The following is a 23,637-nucleotide window of genomic DNA, read 5'->3' as shown; positions in this document are numbered from 1 at the left end:
CCGGGCCTGCGGTTCAGCGGACGGCGGCGGGTTCGGCCGCAGGTGGTGGCGTCGCCGCCTCGGCCGGCCAGGTGAGCCGCCGGACGCCGGGGACGAGGGCGGTGCCGGCGCAGGCGGCCAGGACCAGCAGGCCGGCGACCGCCAGTGGCAGGGGTGCGCCGAACGCGTCGGCGGCCAGCGGCGCCAGGGCGTAGCCCAGCGGCATCGCGCCCAGCGACACCAGCCAGTCGTACGAGGTGACGCGCGCGAGGACCTCGGGCGGGAACTGGTGCTGCACGACGGTCTCCCAGACCGGGTTGAGGTAGCCGAGGGCGGTCAACGCGATCCCGTAGGCGACGATCACCGCCGGGGCGGGCGCGGCGAAGGCGAGCAGCAGCAGCGGCGCGGCGTAGCTGGCCAGCCCGAGGTTGGCCAGCAGCACCGGCCGGCGCAGCCGGACGCGCCCGGCCAGCAGTGAGCCGGTGAGCATGCCGATCGCGCCGGCCTGCAACAGCAGCACCCAGGTCGCCTCGCCTCCGAGGCGGTCGATGGCGATGGCCGGGCCGAGGGTCATCAGGACGGCGGCGGCGCCGTTCCACACGCCGTGCCCGATCAGGCTGGTCCAGAACCAGTCGCGGGCGCGTACCTCGCCGAAGCCGTGCCGCAGGTCGGCGAGGACGGAACGGCGGGGCACGGGTACGTGCCGGACGCGGATGAGCGCGAGCAGAGCGGCGCTGAGCGCGAACGACGCGCCGTCGATGATGAACGCCCAGCCGGGGCCGGCGGCCCAGATCAGCAGCCCGGCGAGCGCCGGGCCGGCGAGCCGGCTGGTGTTGGCGGTGACGCCCAGCAGGGCGTTGGCCCGCTGCCGGGCGGCCGGCTCGACGGTGCCGGCGACCAGCGGCGAGGCGGTCGGGATGGCGAAGGCCGAGGCGGTGCCGCCGAGCGCCGAGGCCACCACGATGGTGGTCAGCGACGGGTCGCCGCCGAGCAGTTCCACGCCGACCGCGAGCTGGGTCACGCAGCGGACCAGGTCGGCCGCCAGGGCGACCCGGCGGGCGTCGAACCGGTCGGCGACGACGCCGCCGAGGGGCAGCAGGAGCAGCCGGGGGACCATCGCGGCGGCGAGGACGACGGCGAGGGCGCTGGTGGAACCGGTGGCGCGCAGCACGGCCAGGGCCAGCGCGGCGGGCACCACGGCGTCACCGACCGAGGAGACGGTCCGGCCCAGGAACAGCAGCCGGAAGGAGCTGACACGCAGTGGGTTGGTCACCACCACAAGCTACTTCGACATCGAATATTTCGTCAACGAATATTTTGACTGCGATAGACTGGGCCGGTGACCACCGCCCGCGACTCCGTCGACCAGCACGTCGAGCGCTGGCTGCCCGTCCTGCCCGCCCTCGACGTCGACGTCGAGGGCGCCGTGACCCGGATGGGTGTCCTGACCCGGCACCTGCGCACGGTGAAGGAGCGGGTCCTCGCGGACTTCGACCTGCCGGCACACGAGTACGACACGCTGCACGCACTGGCCGGCCGGCAGGGACGTGCCGCGCCCTCGGAACTCGCCGCTGACCTGGCGATGGCCCCGGCCTCGATCACCGCACGGGTCGACAACCTCGTCGCGCGTGGCTTCGTGCGGCGAGCCCCGTCCACTGTCGACCGGCGTCGCGTCGACGTGGAACTCACCGACGCGGGCCGCGCCGCGTGGCATGGCGCGATGGACGTCCGGGGCGCCGAGGAGCACCGGCTGCTCGGCGCGCTGACCCCGGCCGAACGGCGACTGCTCTCCGACCTGCTGCGGCGGGTCCTGCTCGTCGCCGAACAGCCGACCGACCCCGCCTGAACGCCCGCGCCCGAAATCGCCTGGCGGTCCGCGTACCCCGATGAGAGGGTGACCGGCGTGACAGCGGATGCCCTGGCCGGTGCCCTGGCCGACGACGGACGACGGCGGGTCTTCGCGGCGATCGTGCTCGGCGCGACCAGCGCGGCGCAGGTCGCCGAACGGACCGACCTGCCGGCGCGCGCGGTGCACACCGGGATTCACCGGCTCACCGACGCCGGCCTGGTGACCGGCTCCGACGGCGCCCTCGCGGTCGACGAGGAGTCGCTGCGGGCGGCGGCGCGCGACCGCCGCCCGGTTGACGACGCCGAACCGGCCGGCGACCCGGTACTGCGCACCTTCGTGCGCGACGACGTGCTGGTGGGCCTGCCCGCACAGCGCGGCCGGCGGCGCGTGCTGCTGGCGCACATCGCCGAGCGGTCCTTCGAGCCGGGCACGCGATACCCCGAGCGGGCGGTGGACGAGGCGCTCAAGCCGTGGTGCGCCGCGGGCGGCTCCGACCACGTCACGTTGCGCCGCTACCTGATCGACGAGCGGTTGCTCACCCGCGAGCACGGGATCTACCAGCGGGCCTGATCGTCCGCTGCGCGAACCGTCCCGACTCGGAGCATGTTGCTAGCCTCCGTGCATGACCTCCTGCACGCCCGCCGACGGCTCACCCGACCTGTTGTTCCTGCTCTCCTGGGCCAGTCACGCGCTGCAGACCGAGCACGCCGCTGGCCTGGCCGAGCTGGGCATCTCACCGCGGGCGCACTACGTGTTGGCGCAGGCCCGTACCGGGGTCCTGACCCAACGGGAGATCGGCGAGCGGTGCGGCGTGGACAAGACCACCATGGTCGTCACCCTCGACCAGTTGGAGCGGGCCGGGCTCGCCGAGCGTCGCCCCGCCCCCACGGACCGCCGGGCCCGGCTGGTTGCGGTAACCCCTGCGGGGGAGAGGGTCCTGGAACGAGCGCAGGATGTCGTGCGCCGCATCCAGGCCGATCTCCTCGCCACGCTGCCCGAGAAGGATCGGGACGCCTTTTTGCGCGCGCTCACCGCGTTGGTGACCGGCCCGTTGGCGAACACCTCCCCGTACGCGCCGGGAGCTCGCTCCGGGTGTTAGTTCTGAAGGAGATAGTCTCGTACGGAACTATCTGATACGGTCTCACTTGTTCGTGCCCCCGATCAAGGAGCCGTCATGAGCGCGACCGCCGAACCCGCCGTCACCACCGCCCCCGCCCGCGTCACCTCGTCTCTGCGCCGCCGCGCCCTCGGTGTCGCCGCCGCCGTCCTGGCCTGCCTGGCCATCTGGGGGATCGGGGAGGTGGGCGGAGTCGACTACACCGTCGAGAGTCCGGGTCAACCGGCGATGGTCATCGGCGCGGGCGAGATCATCGGGATCAGCCTCGGCGTGGCCCTGCTGGGCTGGGTTTCCCTGGCCCTGCTGGAGCGGTTCGCGCCCCGGGTCGCCCGCCTCGTCTGGATCTCGCTGGCCGTCCTGGTGACACTGCTCTCCTTCGGTCCGCTGTTCGGTGTCGAGGCCACCGCCGGCGCGAAGGTCGCACTCGGCGCCATGCACGTGGCCGTGGCGGTCGCGCTGATCGCCGCGCTGCCAGCCCGACGCCGGTAGCCCGTCCGGCGCATAAACGCGTTGACCGGGCGCTGATGATCGACAGGTGACCACGACCATCCGACCCACCTGGGTGACCAGCCCCGTCCGACCCGACCAGCCTGACGCGGTCCGTCTGCTGCGCGAGTACATGACGGAGATGGTGGTCCGCTACCACCGCCGCCCGGCCCTGCCCGGCGAGGTCGACGAGGCCCTGGCCGAGATGCCGAGCGACGACCTGGCGCACCCGACCGGCCTTCTGCTGCTCGCTCACCACGGCGCGGACGTGGCCGGCTGCGCCGGGCTGCGGTGGGGGCCGGACTGGGCCGAGCTGACCAGGGTGTTCATCCGCCCCGCACACCGTGGCGCGGGCGGGGGCGCCGTGCTGCTCGCCGCCGTCGAGGGGCACGCCCGGGCGGCCGGGGCGGACCGGATCCGGCTGGACACCCGCGCCGACCTGGTCGAGGCCCGTGCCCTGTACGCCCGGCACGGCTACGTGGAGATCCCGGCGTACTCGCACGGCCCGTACGCCCACCACTGGTTCGAGAAGCGGCTTCGCTGAGGGCTTGACGCTCGCCTGCCGTGGCGTTAAAACAGAAGAGGAAGTTGAGTCACCCGGACTCAACTCATCACCTTCGGCCAGGAGAACCGAGGAGGCACAACGATGTTGATGCGTACCGACCCGTTCCGCGAGGTTGACCGGCTCGCCGAGCAGTTCTTCGGTACGGCCACCCGTCCGGCGATGATGCACCTGGACGCCTACCGCGACGGGGACTACTTCTACGCCGCGTTCGACCTGCCCGGCGTCGACCCGGACACCATCGACTGCACCGTCGAGCGCAACGTGCTCACCGTCCGGGCCGAGCGGCGTCGGCCCTCCGGCGACGGCGTCGAACTGGTCGCCGCCGAACGCCCGATGGGCACGTTCACCCGGCGGCTGTTCCTGGGCGACACCCTGGACACCGACAAGTTGGAGGCCGGCTACGACAACGGGGTGCTGACGCTGCGCATCCCGGTCGCCGAGCGCGCCAAGCCCCGCCGGGTGACCATCAACGCCAACGGCGACGGACGCCGGCAGATCAACGCCTGACCGATGCTCGGGGCGGGCCGCCCGGCCCGCCCGGCCCATCGGCGTCACCACCCGTCGGCTGCTCCGCGCGCGCGGCGCCGGTTGGTGGGTAGAGCGCGGCGAGCGCGTGGGCGGTGTCGGCGAGGAGGTCCCGCAGCTCGGCCGGGGCGAGCACCTCCACCTGCGCGCCGAGTTTGAGCAGCTCGACGTGACCGTGCCGGATGGACTCGATCGGCACGGTCGTGACCACCCAGCCGTCCGCGTCCGGTGCGCCGGCGGCCTCGTGCGCCGCGCGACTCATCGCCGGCGGGAGCAGGTGCACCGTCCGCGCCAGGGCGGCCACGGTCATCCGTACCGTTGCCTCCGCGCGGTAGACGCTGCTCTCGTAGCGCTCGGTGTGCTCCCGCCAGCAGTCCGCCAGGTCGAACCCGGCCGGCCGGTCGGCGGGTTCGTCGAGCACGGTCAGGTCCAGGATGGCGCCCACCCGGTAGGTGCGGGCCTGCCCGTCCGCGGCGGCGACCAGATACCACCGGCCGGCCTTGAGCACCACGCCGAGCGGATCGAGGGTCCGTGTCACCTCCCGGGGCGCCCGCCACCGCCGGTAGCGCACCCGGATCCGGCGGTCCTCCCACACCGCGCCGGCCAGGGCGGCCAGATGCGGGGTCGGTTCGGGCTCGCGGAACCAGGTCGGCGCGTCCAGGTGGAACCGCTGCCGGATCCGCCCGCCCCGGTCGGCGAGGTCCGTCGGCAGGGCGGCCCGCAACTTCAGCTCGGCGGTGGCCAGCACCGCCCCCAGTCCCAGCTCGGAGGCCGGCCCCGGAACGCCGGCCAGGAACAGCGCCTCGGCCTCACCGGCGGTCAACCCGGTCAGCCGGGTGCGGTAGCCGTCGAGCAGCCGGTACCCGCCCGCCGGGCCGCGCTCGGCGTACACCGGAACGCCGGCGGCGCCGAGCGACTCCACGTCCCGGTACACCGTCCGGACCGAGACCTCCAGGGCCTCGGCCAACTCGGGCGCGGTCATCCGTCCCCGGGTCTGCAGGAGCAGCAGCAGGGAGACCAACCGGCTGGCGCGCACCGCCCGACGGTAGCCGGCACGCCGCGCCCGGACACCGGCCGCACCCCCGGTGGCCTCGGCGCGCCTTCACCGTGAACCCACCAGGAGCTGAGAACCTTTTTCACATGGTGTCCTCCGACCTGCCGGTGCTGGCCCGCCCGACCCCCCGACCGGCGCTGCCCGGCGGGCCGGTCGACGTCACCGAGGCGTGGCTGCGCAACCGGCGGCTGTCCGAGCACACCCGCGACGCGTACCGGCGCGACATCACCGGCTGGCTCACCTGGTGCGCCGGCCGCGACCTGGACCCGCTGCACGCCACCTTCCTGCACGTCAACGAGTACGCCCGGGCGCTGGAGTCCACCCTCGGCGCCCGCAGCGGCCGCCCACTGACCCCGGCGACCGTGGCGCGCCGGCTCTCGGCGCTGTCCAGCTGGTACGACTTCCTCGTCAAGCTCGGCGCGTTGCCGGCCAACCCGGTCGCCGGCGCCGACCGGCCCCGCGTCGACCGGGACCACTCGGCCACGGTCGGCCTGACCCCGGAGGAGGTCGACGCGCTGCTGAGCGCCGCCGACGCGGACACCGGCCCGACGGCCGTCCGCAACCGCGCCGCGATCGCGCTCCTGGCCGACCTGGGCCTGCGGGTCGGCGAGCTGATCTCCCTGGACCTGACCGACCTGGGCACCGAACGCGGGCACCGCAGCGTGCGCTTCGTCGGCAAGGGCGGCAAACCGCGCCGCCGCGCCCTCACCCCGGGCACCGGGTACGCGGTGGACGCCTACCTGGCCCAGCGGGCCGCCGCCACCGGTGTGCCGGTGCCGCAGCTGACCGGGCCGCTGCTGGTCACCGCCAGCGGCGCCCGGCTGGACCGGCACTCGGTGTTCCGGCTGGTCCGCCGGCTGGCCCGGGCGGCCGGCATCCCGGCCTGGGCCAGGCTGTCCCCGCACTCGCTGCGGCACGCCTTCGCCACCACCGCCCGCTCCGAGGGCGTCCCGCTGGAGGACGTGCAGGACGCCATGGGGCACGCCGATCCGCGTACCACCCGCCGCTACGACCGGGACCGGCACAACCTCGACCGCGACCCGGCGTACGTGGTGTGGGCGGCCCGGTCCCGCCGCCGCGGCTGAGCGTCGTACCCGCGGTGACCGGCGGCGGCGGGAAACTCAGCCCTGTGGACGGGGGCAGATGCAGAACGGCTGACCGATCGGGTCGGTGAGTACCACCCATCGGTCGCCGCCGGGCTGGAATTCGGGCTTCGACGCGCCCGCTGCGACGAACTCCTTCTCGGCGGTCGCGAGGTCGTCGACGTAGAGGTCGAGGTGGTAACGCTTACCGCCGGCCGGGTCCGGCCAGGACGGCGGCTGGTAGCCCTCGACCAGCCCGAAGCCGATCGAGACACCACCGCCGCTGATCATGGCGTACTCGGCCTGGCTGTGGGTGATCTCCCAGCCCAACGCCCGGTGGTAGAACGCGGCGTGCGCGGCCGGGTCGGAGCTGTCCAGGTTGACCATGGCGAGGTCTGCGGTTGTCGTCATAGCGGCAGTCTGCCCGCGCGTACCTGCCAACCACTGTCAGGTACGCCGGCGTTTTCCCGTCTTTCCGCACCGGCGGTCAGGGTGGGTCGAGCGGCCACACCGTCACCCGGGCGGTGCCATCGCGGCAGATCAGCCCGGTGCCGGCCCGCCGACAGTCGGTCAGCCCCGCCGGCAGGACCGCGGTCACCCGGGGGCCGTCCCGGCCCACCGTCGCGACCAGGGTGCGCCGGCCGTCCGACGCGGTCCCGAACAGCACCAGCGGTTCGGTGCTGATCCGCGCGCCGGCCACGGTGTGCCAGCGCGCCCCGGCCGGCCACGTCCAGGCCAGCGCGCCGGTGCCCGCATCGATCGCCCACCGCCCGTTCTCGTCGTGCCCGCAGATGAGGCCCTCGCAGGGCCGCAGGGTCAGCTCGCCTGGCTCGACCGGCACCCGCCAGCGCGGCGACAGCCCGGGCAGGTCGTAGCCGGTCAGCGCCACCCCGCTGCCGGTCGGGTGGCGCAGCACCAGGTGCCCGCCGATGACCTGGGGATTGTCCGGGCCGTAGTCGGCCGGCGGCAGCCGTCCCTGCCCGCCGACGCTGCCGTCTCGGGCGTCGAGGACCCGGGCCAGTCCGTCGTCCTGCAACAGGAGCAACCGACCGGGCGTCGCCGGCAGCACTCTCAGCACGGCAGTGGAGGGCACCGGCACCGTCCATCGGGTGGCGCCGGTGGCCAGGTCGAGGCCGTGCACGACGCCCTCGATCCGGCGCCCCGGTTCCGAGGCGCTGCGGACCTCGCTCACCGCCACCGCCGCGTCGCCGGCCGCGTACACCCGCTCGGGTCGCCGCCACAGCGGCTGGCCGGTGCGTACCGACAGGGCGGTGGTCGCGGTCACCCGGCGGACCTGGTCGCGTTCGGTGAGCAGCAGCAGGTCACCGGTGGCGTCGGCGGACCATCCGGTGGCCGGCGGCAGGGTGACCCGCCACCGTGCCGAGCGGTGCGGCGCGGTGGCGTCGTAGGCGCTCAGCGCCGGCGGGTCGGTGCCGGGGTCGACGACCAGCAGCAGCGGACCCGCGCCGAGCACGGTCGCCCGGGCGGGTAGCGCCGGCCCGACGCGGGCAGTCAGGTGGGTGGGCGCGGCCGCGCCGCCGAGCAGAGTGCACGCCGCCAGCACCACCGCCATCCGGGCCCGCCGGGACGTTCCCGGCGGCGGTTTCGGGTCGTCCGGGGGTGCGCCCCGCTCGTCGCCCAGCTCGATCAGCACCGACATGGTGCCCGCCCGCCCCCTCGCGCCGGCCGGTCAGCAGAGCAGGTCAAGGTGGTGGTGCGCGTCCTCGGCGATCTCCTCGTGTCGCAGCCAGCGTCGCGCCCACAGCCGGGCGGCCAGCTCCGCCTGCTCGTCACCCCACGCGGCGTGCTCGACGAGCAGGGCGGCGGTCAGCGCGTACGCCAGGCGCAGCGCCAGGCCGCGAGCGCCGGCGAGCACCGCCGCGTCGCCCGGGTTGGCGGTCACCGCGCGGACGGTGTCGCCCAGCTGGGTGGCGGCCGTGGCGAGGGTGTCGGCCAACGCCGGCGACAGCGGCCGGGCCAGGTCGACGGCGGCGGCGAGCCGGCTCAACAGTGGCGCCCCCGCGTCCTCGCGGGCCAGCGCGCGCAGCACGTCCAGGGCCAGCACGTTGGTGGTGCCCTCCCAGATCGGCAGCACCTGCGCGTCGCGCAGCAGCCGGGGCACGCCGGAGTCCTCCACGTAGCCGGCTCCGCCGAAGCTCTCCACGTACTCGCTGGCGCAGCTGACGGCGAGCCGGCCGGTGGCCAGCTTCGCCAGCGGCGCCACGATGCGCAGCTCCGCGGCGGCCGCCGGGTCGGCGCCGACCTCGACCCGGCCGAGCAGGGCGAAGGCGTGCCCGGCCAGGGCGAACGCGCCCGCCGCGTCGACCGCGAGGGTGCCCAGGGTGGCCCGGTGCAGCGGCGAGGACGCCAGCGCACCGCCGGCGACGTGACGCACGTCGGCGTACGCCCGGGCGTAGGCCAGGCCGCGCCGCATGCCGCCGGCCGCCGCGGCGGCGTTGTGCACCCGGGTCACCACGACCAGGGTCATCGCCCGGGTCAGGCCGGGGACCGTCGGGTCACCCAGCGGCACGGCGTACGCGTCGCGCAGGCCGATCTCGGCGGTGGGCAGCGCCCGCGTGCCGAGCTTGTCCTTGAGCCGGTGCACGGTGACACCCGGCGCGGGCGCGTCGGCCGGGGTCCCGTCGGCCAGGGGCGAATCGGCCGCGTACCGGGGCACCAGGAACGGGGCGAGCACCCGGCTGCCGCGCCCGGCGCCCTCCGGGCGGGCCAGCGCCACCGCCATCGCGGCGTCGGCGGCGGAGCAGAACCACTTCTCCCCGGTCAGTCGCCACGAACCGTCGGCGGCGGGTCGGCCGATGGTGCTGGAGCGGCCCAGGTCGGAGCCGCCCTGCGACTCGGTCATCCACTGCCCGCTGGTGATCGCCGTGGCCGGGTCGGTGGAGACCAGCCGGGGCAGCCACGCGTCGCGGACGCCGGAGTCGACGTCGGGCATGCTGAGCAGCGCCGCCGCCCCGTCCGCCATGGCAACCGGGCAGGAGAACGTCGCCGACTCCGGGCCGTACAGGTGCAGCAGGGCGTGCTGGACGACCCGTGCGGCCGCACCCCAGGTGCCGCGCGCGTCGGGCAGGTAGGGCAGCGCGACCACGGCGTGCCGGGCGGCGGCGGCGCGCTGCGCCTGCCAGCCGGCCGACACCTCGATCCGGTCGACGCGGGCGCCCCACGGGTCGTAGCGGACCAGCGTCGGCGGGTGCGCCTCGGCGTCGGCGTGTGCCGCGCGCAGCGGCCCGGTGACGTCGGCGGCCAGGTCGGCGAGGCGACCCTTCGCGGCGGCGTGCCCGGCCGGGCCGAGATGACGCTCCAGCCAGGACCGCAGCAGGGTGTCGTCGGCGTACGGGTCGGCGGGGGGTGGTACCGGCTGCACGAAGCGGTTCATCGATCGGCTCCCTGGCACTGCTCGGGGGTGTGCGCCGACGGTAGACGATCCGTGGCCGGTCCGAACAGGGCACACCCGCGTACCGGGCGGACCCGATTTCCCGCTTGTCGTGATTCCGTGCGACGACGTTCTCTACGGTCGGTAGTCGTGGGTGCCGGCCAGCCGTGGAGCCGACCGGCCCGGCGGCACCGCCCGATGCGCACCGGGCTGGCCTTCGCCGGGTTCGGCGTGGCGCTGTGCTGCGTCGGGGTGGCCGGGCTGGGGGCCTGGAACCTGCAGACCGTGCGGCAGGCCGCCGGCCCGATCCGGGAGACCGCCGACGGGTTCCTGAACGAGGTGGCCGTCGGCGACACCAACGGGGCGTACGAGCGGCTGTGCAAGGACGCGCGCAGCCGGTGGAGCGCGATCGGCTTCACCAGCTGGGTGCGCACGCCGCCGATGGTCACCGACTACGAGATCACCGACGTGTCGGTGGCCACCAAGGGTGGACGTCCGCACGGCACGGTGACGGTGCGGTTGACCCGTGCCGGTGGGGTCAGCGAGGAACGTCGCCTTCCGGTGATCCGCGAGAGCGGGGACTGGCGGGTGTGCGGTGACCCCTTCTGAGCCGCCGGTCGTCCGGCTGAAGCGGCCCTGGTTGCTCCGCGAGCGTCGGGGGGTGGAGCCGACAACGTCGGCGGAGCTCTTCTTCGACCTGGTCTTCATCTTCACGATCACCCAGTTGGCGCACTACCTGATCGCGCACCCGGACTGGCGTGGCGCCGCACGGACCGCGCTGCTGTTGGCGCTGGTCTGGTTCGTGTGGATCTACACCGCGTGGGGGACGAACTGGCTGCGACCCGACCAGGCACCGGTGCGGGCACTGCTGATCGCGCTCATGCTGGGCAGCCTGCTGCTCTCGGCGGCGATCCCCGAGGTGTTCGCCGGCGGCGGACTGGTCTTCGCGCTGGTCTACGTGACCATGCAGATGGGCCGCACCGTGTTCGGGTTGTGGGCGGTGCAGGGCCAACCGTGGCTGGTCGACGGGTTCCGGAAGACGCTGCCGTGGTTCGCCGGGACGTCGCTGCTCGTGGTGCTCGGCGCCGTGGTCGGCGGAGCCTTCCAGGAGGCGCTGTGGGCGGCGGCGATCGTGATCGAGGTGATCGGCCTGTCGACCGGGTTCCCGGTGCCCGGTCTGGGCCGTAGCCCCGCCGAGCGGTGGATGGTGGAGGGCGGGCACCTGGCTGAGCGGTGCCAGGCGTTCATCCTCATCGCCCTGGGTGAGTCGATCCTGGTCACCGGGAGCACACTCGCGCAGCACCTGAACCTGACGATGACCGGGGCCTTCGTGCTGGCGTTCGCCGGTTCGGTGGCGCTGTGGTGGGTGTATTTCGCCCGGTCGGCACCGGCGGCGGCGGAGGTCATCACGCGCGCCGGTGAGCGCACCGGCGCGTTGGGCCGGCTGGCGTTCAACTACCTGCACCCCGTGATGGTCGCCGGCATCATCGTCACCTCGGCGGGCGACGAGCAGCTCCTGCGCGAACCCGGCGCCCCCGCCACCCCGGCCGCCGCGCTGTTCACCCTGGGCGGCCCGGCGCTGTTCCTCGCCGGTCACGCCGCCTACAAGGCGGTGTTGTGGCGGACCCTGCCGATCAGCCGGATCGCGGCGGCGCTGCTGCTGGTGGCGCTGACGCCGGCAGCGGTCGCGCTTCGGGTGCCCGTCGCGGTGGCCGCCGGGGCGGCGCTGCTGGTCACGGTCGCGGTGATCGTGGCCGACCGGGCGGCGGGGCGGCGGATGCCTCAGTCGCGCGGGCCGAGGTCACCGCTGCGGTAGTGCCGCCGGCAGAGCACCTGGTAGCGCACGTCGGCGGTGTCGACGGTGTCGCCGATGACGACCTGCGCGCCCTCGCGGACCACCCGGCCGTCGACCACCCGGGCGTTGAGCAGCCCTTCCCGACCGCACCAGCACAGCACCTCGACCTGGATGCGGGCCACCTCGTCGGCCAGCTCGAACAACCGCTGCGTGGCGGGGAACAGGCAGGACCGGAAGTCGGTGGCCAGGCCGAACGCGAACACGTCCACGTCGTAGCTGTCGACCAGCTCGGCCATCTGCTCGACGTGCTCGACGGTGTAGAAGCACGCCTCGTCGCAGATCAGGTAGTCAACGCGTACGCCGTCGGCCCACCGGCCCCGGACCAGTGCCCGCAGGTCCAGGTCGTCGGTGACCTCGATCGCCTCGTGCGCCAGACCGATGCGGGTGGTGACCTGCGGGCCGAGCGACCGGTCGATGCGGGTGGTGACCAGCCCGCGCCGGCCCTGCCGGGCGTGGTTGTAGTTCATCTGCAGCGCCATCGTGGACTTGCCGCAGTCCATCGGCCCCCAGAAGAACTTCAACGCGGCGGCGTGCACCGGACGCCCGTCGAGCCCGCGCGCGGCCGCGCACCCGGCCGGAGCGTGTGGCTGGCCGGGGAACGGGTGGGCCAGGCAGGTGGGAGCTGTGGCGGCGTCGTCGGTCACGGTCGGGCAGCCTATCTGATCGACCAGGGCCGATCGGGCAGGCGCGTGCTGGTCAGAGCACCCGGGGCGGGGTGTTCCCGGCGGCGACGATGGCCCGGCGGATCGGCACGGCCAGGAGAAGCAGGAACCCGACCACGAAGAAGATCAGCAGGGAGACCAGGCCCACCCGGTACGAGGCGGTGAGCTGGAACACCAGGCCGAACGCGAGCGGGCCGAGCCAGCTGGTGCCCTTGTCGCTGATCTCGTAGAAGCCGTAGTACTCGCCTTCCTTGCCGGCCGGGATGAGCTGGCTGAACAGCGACCGGCTCAGCGCCTGGCTGCCGCCGAGGACCAGGCCGATGGCCGCGCCGAGGACCATGAACGGCACCGGCGCCTCGGCGGGCAGCCGGAACGCGCCGATGATCACACCGGTCCAGAGCACCAGGCTGAGCAGCACGGTCTTCCAGGCGCCGATGCGCCGTGCCAGCGCGCCGAGGCTCAGGGCGCCACCGAAGGCGAGGAACTGCACCAGCAGGATGGTGATGATCAGGTGGCCCTGCTGCAGCCGCAACTCCTCGGTGCCGTACTGGCTGGCGAGGGTGATGACGGTCTGGATGCCGTCGTTGTAGACCAGGAACGCCAGCAGGAAGAACAGCGTCAACGGGTACGCCTTGACCTCGCGCAGGGTGCGACCCAGCTGCCGGAACCCGTCGGTGAGCACGTTGCCGCCGCGGGCCAGCGCTGCCGCGCTGGGGCGTTCCCGTAGCCAGCGCAGCGGCACGAGGGTGAACACCGCCCACCACACCCCGGCGGACACGATCGACCAGCGGGCCAGGTCCAGGGTGCGCTGCGGGTTGTCGTCCTCGCTGAGCAGGGTGACCGCGACCAGGTTGAACGCCAGCAGCAGGCCGCCGCCGAGGTAGCCCAGCGCCCAGCCGCGGCTGGAGATGCCGTCGCGTTCGTCGGGGCCGCCGAGCTGCGGCAGGAACGAGTTGTATACGACGATGGCCGCGCCGAAGGAGATGTTGGCGATCAGGAACAGCGCCCCGCCGAGCAGGTAGCGGTCGCCGGTGACGAAGGCCATCGCCATGGTGGCGCCGGCGCCGGTGAACGCGGCGCCGCCGAGCAGCCGCTTCTTGTGCGCCGACCGGTCGGCGATGGCCCCGATCACCGGCAGCACGAACACGGTGAGGAACACCGACAGCGAGATCAGGTACGGGTAGTAGGACCCTGCCGCCACCCGGATGCCCAGCGGGTGCACGTACCCCTCGCAGGTGTCCGCGCCCAACTGGCAACCGGCGGCCAGCTCGGCGACGGTGGTGATGAACGGGCCCAGGAACACCGTGATGACGGTGGTCTGGAACGCGGAGTTGGCCCAGTCGTAGATGTACCAGCCGCGCCGCTCCCGGCGAGTGCTCGCCGGAGGCGGGGTGTCGTCCACCGTGGGGGTCACGGTCTCGGCCATCGGGGGTCCTTCGACGGTCAGGCGGCCCAGTGGCCGCGGCTGCGGTAGACGTCGCGCAGCACGCCGACGTGATCGGTCATGATGCCATCCACGCCACGATCCAGTAACTCGTGCATCTGGGCGGGCTCGTCGATCGTCCAGACGTGCACCTGCAGGCCGATCCGGTGGCAGTAGTCGAGGAACCGGCGGTCCACCACCGGCACCCGCCCGTAGCTCGGCGGCACCTGCGCGGCGACCACCGATGGGGGCAGCCGCAGCGGTCGGCCGTGCAGGGAGGCGAGCCGCAGCCGGGCGACCCCGCGCATGCCGAGGCTGGTGGCGACCCGCCCCTCGGTGAGGGCCCGCAGTCGGGTCAGTCGGGCGTCGCTGAACGAGGCGAGCAGGACGCGGTCGGCGGCGCCGGCCCGGGTCACGGTGGCGACCGTGGGCTCGACGCCGCCGTCGGCCTTCACGTCGATGTTGAAGCGGACCTGCGGCCACGCGCCCAGCACCTCGTCGAGCCGGGGTACGACGGCGGCACCGCCGACCCGTACCGAGGCGAGGTCGGCCCAGCGCAGGTCGGCGATGCGCCCCGGTTCGCCGGTGAGCCGTGCCAGCGTCGGGTCGTGGAAGATCACCGCCACGCCGTCGGCGGTGGCGTGCACGTCGGTCTCCACGTACCGGTAGCCCAGCCCGACGGCGCGGGCGAACGCCTCGGTGGTGTTCTCGTCGCCGTCGGCGGCGCCGCCGCGGTGGGCGAACGCCAGCGGCGCGGGCGCGTCGAGGTAGCCGGGTCGGGTCAGCACGCGACGCAGTATGCCCGCCGCCGGTGGACCGCGGGTGACCTGCCGGCGACGATCATGCTCGTGACTCGGCTTCCGGGAAGGCGGGGTGTCCGGGTCGCACCGATGCCCCGGTTTTCAGGAAGCCGAGCCGATCTTGGGGTTGGCGTCAGGCCGAGTGGCGGCGGTGCACGCGGCCGAGGTCGCTCGGCCGGCCCGGGTCGACGTGTCGCGGCGTGTCGGGTTCGTCGGGGCGCAGCGGGGCGAGGCTGTCGGTGAGCGCGTCGATGATCCGGTCGGTGGCCCGGCGGGCGGCGCCGGGGCTGCCGGCGGTCGCCTCGCCCAGGTCGACGGGCTCGCCGAAGTGCACCCTGATGACCGGGCGGCGCCACAGCGAGCGGGCGATGCCGCGCAGCATTCCTCGGGGCGCCCGATAGGGCAGTACCTCGTGGGCTCCCCACTGGGCGACCGGGATGACCGGGGCGGCACAGGTCAGGGCGAGCCGGGCGGCTCCGGTCTTGCCGCGTTCGGGCCACATGCCGGGGTCCAGGCCGATCCGCCCCTCGGGGTAGATGAGGATCACCGACCCTCCCGCGACGGCGGCGGCCGCGTCGTCGAGGGCCCGGTGCACCGCGGCCGTGCCCCGGTCGACGCGGATGTGTCCGGCTCGCCGCATGAGGGCGCCGAGTACCGGGGCGCGGAACAGCCCGGCGGTCGCCATGACCCGGGGGGCCACCCCGCGGGTCCGGCAGGCGGCGACCATCACCACCGGGTCGAACGGGCTGATGTGGTTGGCGGCCAGCACCAGCGGCCCGCGACGCAGGTGCGCGGGGACGTCGCCGGTGACCTCGAGGCGGGCCAGCAGGCCGACCAGGGCCCGGGCCAGCAGTTGGGCGGCGCGCCAGATCAGCGGCGGTTGCCAGGGGGAGTGCGCGGTGTCCATCAGCGCGCCATCGTCGCACGCGGCGGCACGGTCGCGAGGGCGGGTCGGCGGGTTGCCCACGGCGGCTGCCATGCCGGGAGGCCGGGGTGATCAGGGTCATTGGTCCCGGGCCGGATCGGGCCGGCCGGCCCTGCCCATCTCTCTACGACGAGCAGTAGTATTTACTACGTCTCGTAGTACGGATGGCTGGGGGTTTCAGGTGGACGCGTTGGACGTTGCCCGCTGGCAGTTCGGTGTCACCACCGTCTACCACTTTCTCTTCGTGCCCTTGACCATCGGCCTGTCCGTGCTGGTGGCCATCCTGCAGACGATGTGGCACCGCACCGGCAACGAGCGCTACCTCAAGCTCACCAAGTTCTACGGCAAGCTGTTCCTGATCAACTTTGCCATGGGCGTGGTCACCGGCATCGTGCAGGAGTTCCAGTTCGGCATGAACTGGAGCGACTACTCCCGCTTCGTCGGCGACATCTTCGGCGCCCCCCTCGCCATCGAGGCGCTGGTCGCGTTCTTCCTCGAATCCACCTTCATCGGCCTGTGGATCTTCGGCTGGGACCGGCTGCCCAAGCGCGCGCACCTGGCCAGCATCTGGGCCGCCGCGATCGGCACCAACCTCAGCGCGTACTTCATCCTCGCCGCGAACTCGTTCATGCAGAACCCGGTCGGCTACCGCATCAACGCCGACACCGGCCGCGCCGAGCTGACCGATTTCCCGGCGGTGCTGACCAACAAGGTCGCCCTGGTCACCTTCCCGCACACCCTGGCCGGGTCCTTCCTCGTCGCCGGGTCGCTGGTCGTGGCCGTCGGCCTGTGGCACCTGATCCGCAACCGCGACTCCGCCGACACCGGCGCCTACCGCTTCGCCACGAAGTTCGGCTCCTGGGTGGTCCTGGTCGCCTCCGCCGCCGTGCTGTTCACCGGCGACATCCAGGGCAAGATCATGACCGACGTGCAGCCGATGAAGATGGCCGCCGCCGAGGGCCTCTACACCACCGAGAGCCCCGCCTCGTTCTCGGTGCTCACCGTCGGCAGCCTCGACGGCAGCCGCGAGCTGTTCGCCATCAAGATCCCGTACCTGCTGTCGTACCTGGGCACCGGCGACCCGAACGGCACCGTGCACGGCATCAACGACCTCCAGGCCCAGTACGCCAGCCAGTACGGCGCGGGCAGCTACACCCCGATCATCCCGGTGACCTACTGGAGCTTCCGCTTCATGATCGCCTTCGGGATGGCCGCCGGCGCGATCGCCCTGCTGGTGCTGTGGAGCCAGCGCAAGGGCCGTACCCCGAGCAGCAAGTGGCTGCTGCGCGCCGGGCTGGCCATGCCGGTGCTGCCGCTGCTGGCCAACTCCTTCGGCTGGATCTTCACCGAGATGGGCCGTCAGCCGTGGATCGTCTTCGGCGAGATGCTCACCCGCAACGGCGTGTCCCGCAGCGTCTCGCTGGCCGAGGTGCTGACCTCGTTCACCGCCTTCACGCTGATCTACGCCACGCTCGCCGTGATCGAGGTCAAGCTGCTGCTGCGCTACGCCCGCGCCGGCGTGCCCGACGTCAGCGAACAGCCCCCCATCGACGACACCACCGACGACGCCGAGCGTCCGCTCGCCTTCGCCTACTGATCCCGGAGCCCATCGTGGAACTGACCACCATCTGGTTTCTCCTCGTCGCCGTGCTGTTCACCGGCTACTTCATCCTGGAGGGCTTCGACTTCGGCGTCGGCATGCTGCTGCCGGTGCTCGGCCGCGACGACCGCGAACGCCGCGTCCTGATCAACACCATCGGCCCGGTCTGGGACGGCAACGAGGTGTGGCTGATCACCGCCGGTGGCGCCATGTTCGCCGCCTTCCCCGAGTGGTACGCGACCCTGTTCTCCGGCTTCTACCTGCCGCTGCTGCTGATCCTGCTGGCCCTGATCGCCCGCGGGGTGGCCTTCGAGTACCGGCACAAGCGCCCCGAGGTGTCCTGGAAGCGTCGCTGGGACGCGGCGATCGTGGTCGGCTCGCTGGTGCCGGCGATCCTGTGGGGTGTCGCGTTCGCCAACATCCTGCGCGGAGTGCCGCTGGACGCCGACCACGAGTACGTCGGCGGTCTGGTCGACCTGCTCAACCCCTACGCCCTGCTCGGCGGCGCGACCACCCTCGCGCTGTTCCTCACCCACGGCGCGGTGTTCCTCGCCCTGAAGACCACCGGTGACATCCGCGAGCGGGCCGGCGCCCTCGCGGTGCGCCTGGGCGTCGGCGCGGCCGTGCTCGCGGTCGGGTTCCTGACCTGGACGTTGAGCATCCGCTCCAGCGCGGCCGCCGTCGTGCTCGCCGTCGGCGCGGCCCTCGCTCTGCTCGGTGGCCTGGCCGCCGCCCGGGTACGCCGGGAGGGCTGGGCGTTCACCGGCACGGCCGTGGCGATCGGCCTGGCGGTGGCGACGCTGTTCGCGGCGTTGTTCCCGAACGTGCTGCCGTCCACGCTGGACGCGGCGGGCACCCTGACGGCGACCAACGCCGCCTCCACCCCCTACACCCTGAAGATCATGACGTGGGTGGCGGTGATCTTCACCCCGGTCGTGCTGGCCTACCAGGGCTGGACCTACTGGGTGTTCCGCAAGCGCATCGGCGTGGCCAACATCCCGCAGCACTGACCGGCGGGGTGCCGGGTCGCAGTTCCGGTCGCCGAGATGCGTGGAATGCCCTCGATGCGGCGGCAGCAAGTGCAAGATCGCGGTCGTGTCGATCATGCCGGCGTAAATCGGCTGTCGTTGCGGACCCGCCTCGCTACGGTGTGCCGATGCCGACCGCCGTACACGTCCGCGAACTCACCGCCGACGACCTCGACGCCGCCTGGGAGCTGGGCCGGTTCGCCTTCGGATCCGACCCGCAGCGACCGCCGCACGTCACCAGGCCGGTGCCCGGCCTGACCCGCTACGGCGCGTTCGACGATGCTGGCCGGCTCGTCGGCAAGGCCGTCGACCTGCACCACGACCAGTGGTGGTCGGGGCGGGTGGTGCCCGCCGCCGACGTCGCCGGCGTGGCGGTCGCTCCCGAGGCGCGGGGCCGCGGCGTGGCCCGGGCCATGCTCACCGCGCTGCTGCGCGGCGCCCACGAACGGGGTGCGGCGCTGAGTGCGCTCTACCCGACCGTCGTCGCGCCCTATCGCGCCTGCGGGTGGGAGGCCACCGGCGTGCTGCGTACCGTCGACCTGCCGACCGTGGCGTTGCCCCGGCACCGGCCGGACCCCCGGTTGGCCGTCCGCGCCGGCACGCCCGCCGACCTGCCGGCCGTCGCCGCCCTGTACGAGCGGGTCACCCGACACCGCAACGGCCCGCTCACCCGCCGGGGTGAGCTGTTCGACTTCTACGCCGCCGACGGCGGCCTGCCCGGCGACGGGCTGACCCTGGTCGAGGACGCCGGGGACCTCGTCGGCTACGCCAGTTGGCAGCGGGGCCGTGGCTACGGCGCCGACTCCGTGCTCACCGTCGACGAGGCCCTGGCCAGCACCGCCGAGGCCGCCCGCGAACTCGTCGGCGTGCTCGGCAGTTGGGCCAGCGTCGCACCGACCCTGCGGCTGTGCCTGCTCGACGGCGACGCCGTCAGCGTCCACCTGCCGCTGGCGTCGGCCCGCGAGCACGAACGGGACCTGTGGATGCACCGGCCGGTGGACGTGGCCCGGGCCGTCGCCATGCGCGGCTGGCCCGCTCACGCCCGGGGCACCGTCGACTTCGCCCTCACCGACGAGCTCGCGCAGTGGAACACCGGCACGTGGCGGTTGACCGTCGCCGACGGCGCCGCCGAACTCGCCCGGATCGGCGGCGAGGCCGACCTGCGGTTGAGCGTCCGCGGTTTCGCCCTGCTCTACGCCGGTGCCGCCCACGCCCGCTCGGTCGCCCAGGCCGGGCTGCTGCAGCACGCCGCCGGCACCGACCCGGCCGCCCTCGACCTGTTGACCGTCGGCGGGCCGGTGCAGCTGCTCGACTACTTCTGATCAGGTCCTGCTCGCCGCCAGTTCGGTGTTCGCGCGGTCGGTGACCAGCCTGAGCACCCGTGCGGCCGTGCTCATCTCGTCGGTCGGGATGTCCGCGTAGAGCCGGGCGGCGATGCCCGCGACGTCGGCACTGATGCTGCTCTGCGTGTCGCGGCCGGTCTCGGTGAGGGACACCTGCGGCTCGCCGTCGCCGGCGTGGACGAGGTCGGCGTCGACGAGCTGACCGATCACCGTGTGCACGGTCGGCTCGTCGACCTTGAGGGTGCTGGTGATCCGGTGCACGAGCCGTGCCCGGTCGACGGGGCCGTCGGCGAGGGCGTTGAGCACGAGCACCTGGGCGAAGGTGAGCCCGAGTGGGGCGACGGCTCGTTCGAGCAGGGCTCGGGTGGCGTAGTGGGCCTGGCCGATGACCTGGCCGTTGAGGATCGGTGGAGTGGACATGACGCCTCCGCAAGAGATGTTGGCAGGACCAACGTTGGTGCTGCCAACATAACACGAATCGTGGGTCGTGCCAACGAATCCTGGTAGGCTGCCGCGCATGGATTCCACCGGCCCGCAGTCACCCGCCGGGCTGCGCACCACCCCCAGCTGGCTGCTCAACCAGACCGCCAGCCACGCCGCCCGCCTGATCAGCGAGGGCTTCGCCGCGCACGACCTGCGGGGCTACCACTACCGCCTGCTCACCGCACTGGCCGAGGACGGCCCGGCCAGCCAGGCCGACCTCGGCCGGCGCTGCGGCATCGACCGCAGCGACGTCGTGGCGGCAGTCAACGACCTGGCCGGCCGGGGATTGGTGGTACGCGCCCCCGACCCGGCCGACCGTCGCCGCAACGTCATCAGCCTCACCGACGCCGGCGCCGACGAGGCCCGCCGGATGGGGCAGACCGTGCAGCGGGTGCAGCAGGACCTGCTCGCCCCGTTGTCCACCGACGAACGCGACCAACTGACCCGGCTGCTCACCCGACTGCTGGAGCACCACACCCGACGCTGACCCCGTACCGAGGGGCCGGGACGGTCAGCGCGCCTCGCGCAGCTCCGCCAGCCGGGCCTCGATCTCGGCCAGCTCCGCGCGCAGCTTCTCCGCCTGCTGCTCCGCCTCGGCCCGCTCGGTGCCGAGGATCTGCTCCACCGCCTCCTGCACGCCCGGCACGTCGACCAGCGCCACCATCTTCAACGCCTCCGCCGGCTTCACCACGTACGGCTTGGCAAGCGCCTTGCTGCCCTGCTGCGCGGCGACCGTCCACTCGCCGTCGGCGTACGCCAGCGTCACCGTCAGGCCCGCCGGGCTCTTCGGCTTCGCGGCCTTGGCCACCCGCCGCGCCGGCGCCTTCTCCACCTGCTGGTCCACGTGCTCCACCTTCGGCTCCTCCCGCCGCGGCGTCGGCACCCGCGGCGTGTCCAACACGAACTCGGGCTCCGCCACCGCGGGCGGCTCCTGCACCGGCGGCTCCGGCTTCGGCTCCACCACCCGACGACCGGCGCCCTTGGGCGCCACCGCCAGATCCGCGGGGGAGAACGGCAGCTCGTCGCGACCGAAGCGCACCACCACGAACTCGTCGGACACCTCGGGATCGGTCAGCTCGACCACCTGGCCCACCTGACCGGCGATCTGCCCCGCCGAGGCGGTGAACACCACCCGTGGCTTACGCCCGGCCGCCAACGCCTCCCGCAGGCTCTGCACCTCGTCAGTGGACAAACCCTGGCCGGCATCCATCAGAACCCTCTTCCGTACACCTGTTTGATTGCTGTAGTGATACCAGCCGGCTGCGACACGCGCCGCACGGGGTGCACGCCCGCTCAGCCGCCCAACGCCCGCAGCGCCCGGTCGGCGTGGTCGTTCATGCTGACCTCGCTGTGGATCACCTCGACCACCCGCCGGTCCGCGCCGATGACGAACGTCATCCGCTTCATGCTCAGCGGCCCCAAGGGCAGCCGCCGCCGCACCCCGAACCGCTGGGCGATCACACCGTCCGGGTCCGACAACAGCGGATAGTCGAAGCCGTGCAGCCGGGAGAACTCCGCCTGCTTCCGCACGCTGTCCCGGCTGATGCCCACGCGGGACGCGCCCACGGCCGCGAACTCCGCCGCCAGGTCGCGGAAGTGGCAACTCTCGGCCGTGCAGCCCCGGGTCATGGCCGCCGGGTAGAAGAACAGCACCACCGGCCCCGCCGCCAGGAACTCCGACAGCCGCCGTGGCGTGCCCGTCTCATCGGGCAGCTCGAAGTCCTCGACCACGTCGCCGACACTCACACCCGCCACCGCGCACCTCCGTTGTCCGAGCAGACAGGCGGTGAGCGTAAGCGATCACGCCCAGAGCGCCGCCACCTCGTCGGCCACCTCGTCGGCCACCTCGGCGGCCTGCGCCCGGCCCGCCCGCGCCGATCCGGCCCGTCGCGCCGGATCCAGCACGTTGCGCCCGATCGCCTTGCGGGCCGCCTCGTCCGGTGTCACGACCGCGACCCGTGCTCCGGCGTCGCGCAGGCCGGCCACCTGCGCCGACAGTCGTGGCATCGGCCCGAACGCCGCCGACGTCGGCGCGATCACCAGCACCCGCCGGGCGTCCGCCGCCAGGTCCGCGTTCACCGTCGAGCGCATCCCGCCGTCGACGTAGCGTCGCTCGCCGATCGTCACCGGCGGCCACACCCCGGGCACCGCGCAACTGGCACCCACCGCATCCACCAGGGACACCCCGCTGTCGGCGTCGAACACCACGAACTCACCCGAGGCCGCGTCCACCGCGGTCACCAGCAGCCGCTGGGCAGGCCACTCCCGGCCCGGCAGGCGCGCCTCGATCACCGTCCGCCGCGATGCCTCCGACGGGGTACGCGCCGCCAGCGCCATCGCCCCGATGCGCGCCCGGGACCGCACCGCGTCGCGGGTACGACCACCGGCCCACACCAGCCGCGCCAGGGCCGCGAACCCCAGCCGTGCCGCCAGCTCACCCGACGGCGGCGCGAGCTGCGCCTCGTACAACTGCTCCAGCGGCATCCCCGAACACACCTGCGCGCCGACCACCGAGCCGGCCGACGTGCCCACCACCAGATCGGCGTCGGACACCGCCACGCCCCGCTCGGCCAGCCCCGCCAGCAGCCCCAGCTCCCAGGCCACGCCCGTCACCCCGCCGCCACCGAGCACCAACGCCCGCTCCATGTGACTCTCCTCTCGACGACCGACCCGCGCCGGTCACGGTAGCGTCGGCGCGACCGGTACGCGGCCCCAGACAACAGACAGCGGGAGGCACCATGGCACCCGTCACCGTCATCACCGGCGGCGGCCGCGGCATCGGGGCGGCCACCGCCCGCCGTCTCGCCGCGGCCGGGCACCACGTCGCCCTGTGCTACCGCCGCGACCACGCCGCCGCCAGCGCCGTCCTGGCCGACCTGCACGCCGCCGGCGCACAGGCCGTCGCGGTGTGCGCCGACACCACCGACCCCGAGCAGGTCGACGACCTGTTCGAGGCCGCCGCGCAGCTCGGCCCACTCACCGGTCTGGTCAACAACGCCGGCGTCACCAGCCCCATCGGGCCCTTCACCGAGCTGCGCGTCGACGACCTGCGCCGGGTCGTCGACGTCAACCTCATCGGGTACGTCCTGTGCGCCCAGCAGGCCGCCCGCCGGATGACCGACGGCGGCGCCATCGTCAACGTGTCCTCCGCCGCCGCCACCCTGGGCAGCCCCGGGGAGTACGTGCACTACGCCGCGGTCAAGGCCGCCACCGACACCCTCACCGTCGGCCTGTCCAAGGAACTCGCGCCGCGGGGCATCCGCGTCAACGGCGTCGCCCCCGGCATCGTGCGCACCGACATCCACGCGGACTCCGGCGTACCCGACCGCGCCGACACCGCCGTCGGGCGCATCCCCCTGGGCCGCGCCGGGGAACCCGACGAGATCGCGGCCGCCATCGCCTGGCTGCTCGGCCCGGACGCGTCGTACGCCACCGGCACCGTCCTGCGCGTCTCCGGCGGCCTCTGACCC

The 23,637-nt window shown here is 73.6% G+C and carries 27 protein-coding genes; 14 read left to right on the top strand and 13 right to left on the bottom strand.

What is annotated here, in order from left to right:
• Nucleotides 1-13: 13 nt before the first annotated feature.
• Nucleotides 14-1,252, bottom strand: coding sequence for an MFS transporter (locus M8C17_RS00230; RefSeq protein ID WP_252414069.1), 1,239 nt, complete (start codon nt 1,250-1,252; stop codon nt 14-16).
• A gap of 66 nt (nt 1,253-1,318) precedes the next feature.
• Between M8C17_RS00230 and M8C17_RS00225 the strand changes: the two genes are divergently transcribed.
• The 6 genes from M8C17_RS00225 (at nt 1,319) to M8C17_RS00200 (ending at nt 4,503) form a co-directional block, all read left to right on the top strand.
• Nucleotides 1,319-1,825, top strand: coding sequence for a MarR family winged helix-turn-helix transcriptional regulator (locus M8C17_RS00225; protein WP_252414068.1), 507 nt, complete (start codon nt 1,319-1,321; stop codon nt 1,823-1,825).
• A 57-nt stretch (nt 1,826-1,882) separates the two neighbouring features.
• The gene (locus tag M8C17_RS00220; RefSeq protein ID WP_252414067.1) at nt 1,883-2,398 is read left to right on the top strand and encodes a DUF2087 domain-containing protein; all 516 of its coding nucleotides are present in this window, start codon (nt 1,883-1,885) and stop codon (nt 2,396-2,398) included.
• A 52-nt stretch (nt 2,399-2,450) separates the two neighbouring features.
• Nucleotides 2,451-2,927, top strand: coding sequence for a MarR family winged helix-turn-helix transcriptional regulator (locus M8C17_RS00215; protein ID WP_252414066.1), 477 nt, complete (start codon nt 2,451-2,453; stop codon nt 2,925-2,927).
• A 75-nt stretch (nt 2,928-3,002) separates the two neighbouring features.
• Complete coding sequence (locus tag M8C17_RS00210) at nt 3,003-3,434, top strand: DUF6069 family protein (RefSeq protein ID WP_252414065.1); 432 nt, start codon at nt 3,003-3,005, stop codon at nt 3,432-3,434.
• A gap of 46 nt (nt 3,435-3,480) precedes the next feature.
• A complete protein-coding gene (locus M8C17_RS00205; RefSeq protein WP_252414064.1) occupies nt 3,481-3,975 on the top strand; it encodes a GNAT family N-acetyltransferase in 495 nt (164 codons plus the stop codon).
• A gap of 102 nt (nt 3,976-4,077) precedes the next feature.
• Complete coding sequence (locus M8C17_RS00200; protein ID WP_252414063.1) at nt 4,078-4,503, top strand: Hsp20/alpha crystallin family protein; 426 nt, start codon at nt 4,078-4,080, stop codon at nt 4,501-4,503.
• On the opposite strand, the gene M8C17_RS00195 is transcribed toward M8C17_RS00200, so the two are convergent.
• The gene (locus M8C17_RS00195; RefSeq protein WP_252414062.1) at nt 4,493-5,557 is read right to left on the bottom strand and encodes a YafY family protein; all 1,065 of its coding nucleotides are present in this window, start codon (nt 5,555-5,557) and stop codon (nt 4,493-4,495) included. The two genes, M8C17_RS00200 and M8C17_RS00195, sit on opposite strands and share 11 nt — an antisense overlap.
• Before the next feature lie 104 nt (nt 5,558-5,661).
• Between M8C17_RS00195 and M8C17_RS00190 the strand changes: the two genes are divergently transcribed.
• Nucleotides 5,662-6,660 (top strand): tyrosine-type recombinase/integrase, encoded by a 999-nt coding sequence (locus tag M8C17_RS00190; RefSeq protein ID WP_252414061.1) that lies wholly within the window; start codon nt 5,662-5,664, stop codon nt 6,658-6,660.
• A 36-nt stretch (nt 6,661-6,696) separates the two neighbouring features.
• On the opposite strand, the gene M8C17_RS00185 is transcribed toward M8C17_RS00190, so the two are convergent.
• The 3 genes from M8C17_RS00185 to M8C17_RS00175 all read right to left on the bottom strand — a co-directional run bounded on the left by M8C17_RS00185 (nt 6,697) and on the right by M8C17_RS00175 (nt 10,051).
• The gene (locus M8C17_RS00185) at nt 6,697-7,068 is read right to left on the bottom strand and encodes a VOC family protein (protein WP_252414060.1); all 372 of its coding nucleotides are present in this window, start codon (nt 7,066-7,068) and stop codon (nt 6,697-6,699) included.
• Between the two features lie 76 nt (nt 7,069-7,144).
• Nucleotides 7,145-8,317 carry a PQQ-like beta-propeller repeat protein gene (locus M8C17_RS00180; protein ID WP_252414059.1) on the bottom strand — a complete coding sequence of 391 codons (1,173 nt, stop codon included), beginning with the start codon at nt 8,315-8,317 and terminating at the stop codon, nt 7,145-7,147.
• A 30-nt stretch (nt 8,318-8,347) separates the two neighbouring features.
• Nucleotides 8,348-10,051, bottom strand: a complete 1,704-nt coding sequence (locus M8C17_RS00175) for an acyl-CoA dehydrogenase family protein (RefSeq protein ID WP_252414058.1) — start codon at nt 10,049-10,051, stop codon at nt 8,348-8,350.
• Between the two features lie 147 nt (nt 10,052-10,198).
• Between M8C17_RS00175 and M8C17_RS00170 the strand changes: the two genes are divergently transcribed.
• Entirely contained in the window at nt 10,199-10,657 is a 459-nt protein-coding gene (locus M8C17_RS00170) for a hypothetical protein (RefSeq protein ID WP_252414057.1), read from the top strand.
• A gap of 52 nt (nt 10,658-10,709) precedes the next feature.
• Nucleotides 10,710-11,864, top strand: coding sequence for a low temperature requirement protein A (locus tag M8C17_RS00165; RefSeq protein ID WP_252414056.1), 1,155 nt, complete (start codon nt 10,710-10,712; stop codon nt 11,862-11,864).
• On the opposite strand, the gene M8C17_RS00160 is transcribed toward M8C17_RS00165, so the two are convergent.
• The 4 genes from M8C17_RS00160 to M8C17_RS00145 form a co-directional block, all read right to left on the bottom strand.
• Nucleotides 11,831-12,547 (bottom strand): thymidine kinase, encoded by a 717-nt coding sequence (locus M8C17_RS00160; RefSeq protein WP_374556509.1) that lies wholly within the window; start codon nt 12,545-12,547, stop codon nt 11,831-11,833. The genes M8C17_RS00165 and M8C17_RS00160 overlap by 34 nt on opposite strands.
• A 52-nt stretch (nt 12,548-12,599) precedes the next feature.
• Nucleotides 12,600-13,991, bottom strand: a complete 1,392-nt coding sequence (locus tag M8C17_RS00155) for an MFS transporter (protein ID WP_252414055.1) — start codon at nt 13,989-13,991, stop codon at nt 12,600-12,602.
• Between the two features lie 17 nt (nt 13,992-14,008).
• A complete protein-coding gene (locus tag M8C17_RS00150; protein ID WP_252414054.1) occupies nt 14,009-14,776 on the bottom strand; it encodes a glycerophosphodiester phosphodiesterase in 768 nt (255 codons plus the stop codon).
• Between the two features lie 145 nt (nt 14,777-14,921).
• Entirely contained in the window at nt 14,922-15,695 is a 774-nt protein-coding gene (locus tag M8C17_RS00145) for a 1-acyl-sn-glycerol-3-phosphate acyltransferase (RefSeq protein ID WP_252415037.1), read from the bottom strand.
• Nucleotides 15,696-15,894: 199 nt separating this feature from the next.
• Here M8C17_RS00145 and M8C17_RS00140 point away from each other — a divergent pair, with 199 nt between their 5' ends.
• From M8C17_RS00140 to eis, 3 genes are all read left to right on the top strand, one after another.
• Nucleotides 15,895-17,310, top strand: a complete 1,416-nt coding sequence (locus M8C17_RS00140; protein ID WP_252414053.1) for a cytochrome ubiquinol oxidase subunit I — start codon at nt 15,895-15,897, stop codon at nt 17,308-17,310.
• 14 nt (nt 17,311-17,324) lie between these two features.
• Entirely contained in the window at nt 17,325-18,323 is a 999-nt protein-coding gene (cydB, locus tag M8C17_RS00135; RefSeq protein ID WP_252414052.1) for a cytochrome d ubiquinol oxidase subunit II, read from the top strand.
• A gap of 146 nt (nt 18,324-18,469) precedes the next feature.
• Nucleotides 18,470-19,663: an enhanced intracellular survival protein Eis gene (gene eis / locus M8C17_RS00130; RefSeq protein WP_252414051.1), complete on the top strand. Its 1,194-nt coding sequence runs from the start codon at nt 18,470-18,472 to the stop codon at nt 19,661-19,663.
• Here eis and M8C17_RS00125 read toward each other — a convergent pair whose 3' ends face one another.
• The gene (locus M8C17_RS00125; protein WP_252414050.1) at nt 19,664-20,104 is read right to left on the bottom strand and encodes a MarR family winged helix-turn-helix transcriptional regulator; all 441 of its coding nucleotides are present in this window, start codon (nt 20,102-20,104) and stop codon (nt 19,664-19,666) included. It lies immediately after the preceding gene.
• A gap of 97 nt (nt 20,105-20,201) precedes the next feature.
• Here M8C17_RS00125 and M8C17_RS00120 point away from each other — a divergent pair, with 97 nt between their 5' ends.
• Nucleotides 20,202-20,654 (top strand): MarR family winged helix-turn-helix transcriptional regulator, encoded by a 453-nt coding sequence (locus tag M8C17_RS00120; RefSeq protein ID WP_252414049.1) that lies wholly within the window; start codon nt 20,202-20,204, stop codon nt 20,652-20,654.
• 24 nt (nt 20,655-20,678) lie between these two features.
• Here the strand turns inward: M8C17_RS00120 and M8C17_RS00115 are convergent, their stop codons facing one another.
• The 3 genes from M8C17_RS00115 to M8C17_RS00105 all read right to left on the bottom strand — a co-directional run bounded on the left by M8C17_RS00115 (nt 20,679) and on the right by M8C17_RS00105 (nt 22,813).
• Nucleotides 20,679-21,377, bottom strand: a complete 699-nt coding sequence (locus M8C17_RS00115; protein WP_252414048.1) for a hypothetical protein — start codon at nt 21,375-21,377, stop codon at nt 20,679-20,681.
• 83 nt (nt 21,378-21,460) lie between these two features.
• Nucleotides 21,461-21,922: a peroxiredoxin gene (locus M8C17_RS00110; RefSeq protein ID WP_308209328.1), complete on the bottom strand. Its 462-nt coding sequence runs from the start codon at nt 21,920-21,922 to the stop codon at nt 21,461-21,463.
• A gap of 45 nt (nt 21,923-21,967) precedes the next feature.
• Nucleotides 21,968-22,813 (bottom strand): patatin-like phospholipase family protein, encoded by an 846-nt coding sequence (locus M8C17_RS00105; RefSeq protein ID WP_252414047.1) that lies wholly within the window; start codon nt 22,811-22,813, stop codon nt 21,968-21,970.
• 92 nt (nt 22,814-22,905) lie between these two features.
• Between M8C17_RS00105 and M8C17_RS00100 the strand changes: the two genes are divergently transcribed.
• On the top strand, nt 22,906-23,634 hold the full coding sequence (locus M8C17_RS00100; RefSeq protein ID WP_252414046.1) for an SDR family oxidoreductase: 729 nt from the start codon (nt 22,906-22,908) through the stop codon (nt 23,632-23,634).
• The last annotated feature ends 3 nt before the right edge of the window (nt 23,635-23,637 follow it).

Source organism: Micromonospora sp. RHAY321, from assembly GCF_023896955.1.
Classification (GTDB): Bacteria; Actinomycetota; Actinomycetes; order Mycobacteriales; family Micromonosporaceae; genus Micromonospora.
The sequence above is the reverse complement of the archived record's forward strand: the minus strand, read 5'-3'. Positions and strand labels throughout refer to the sequence as shown.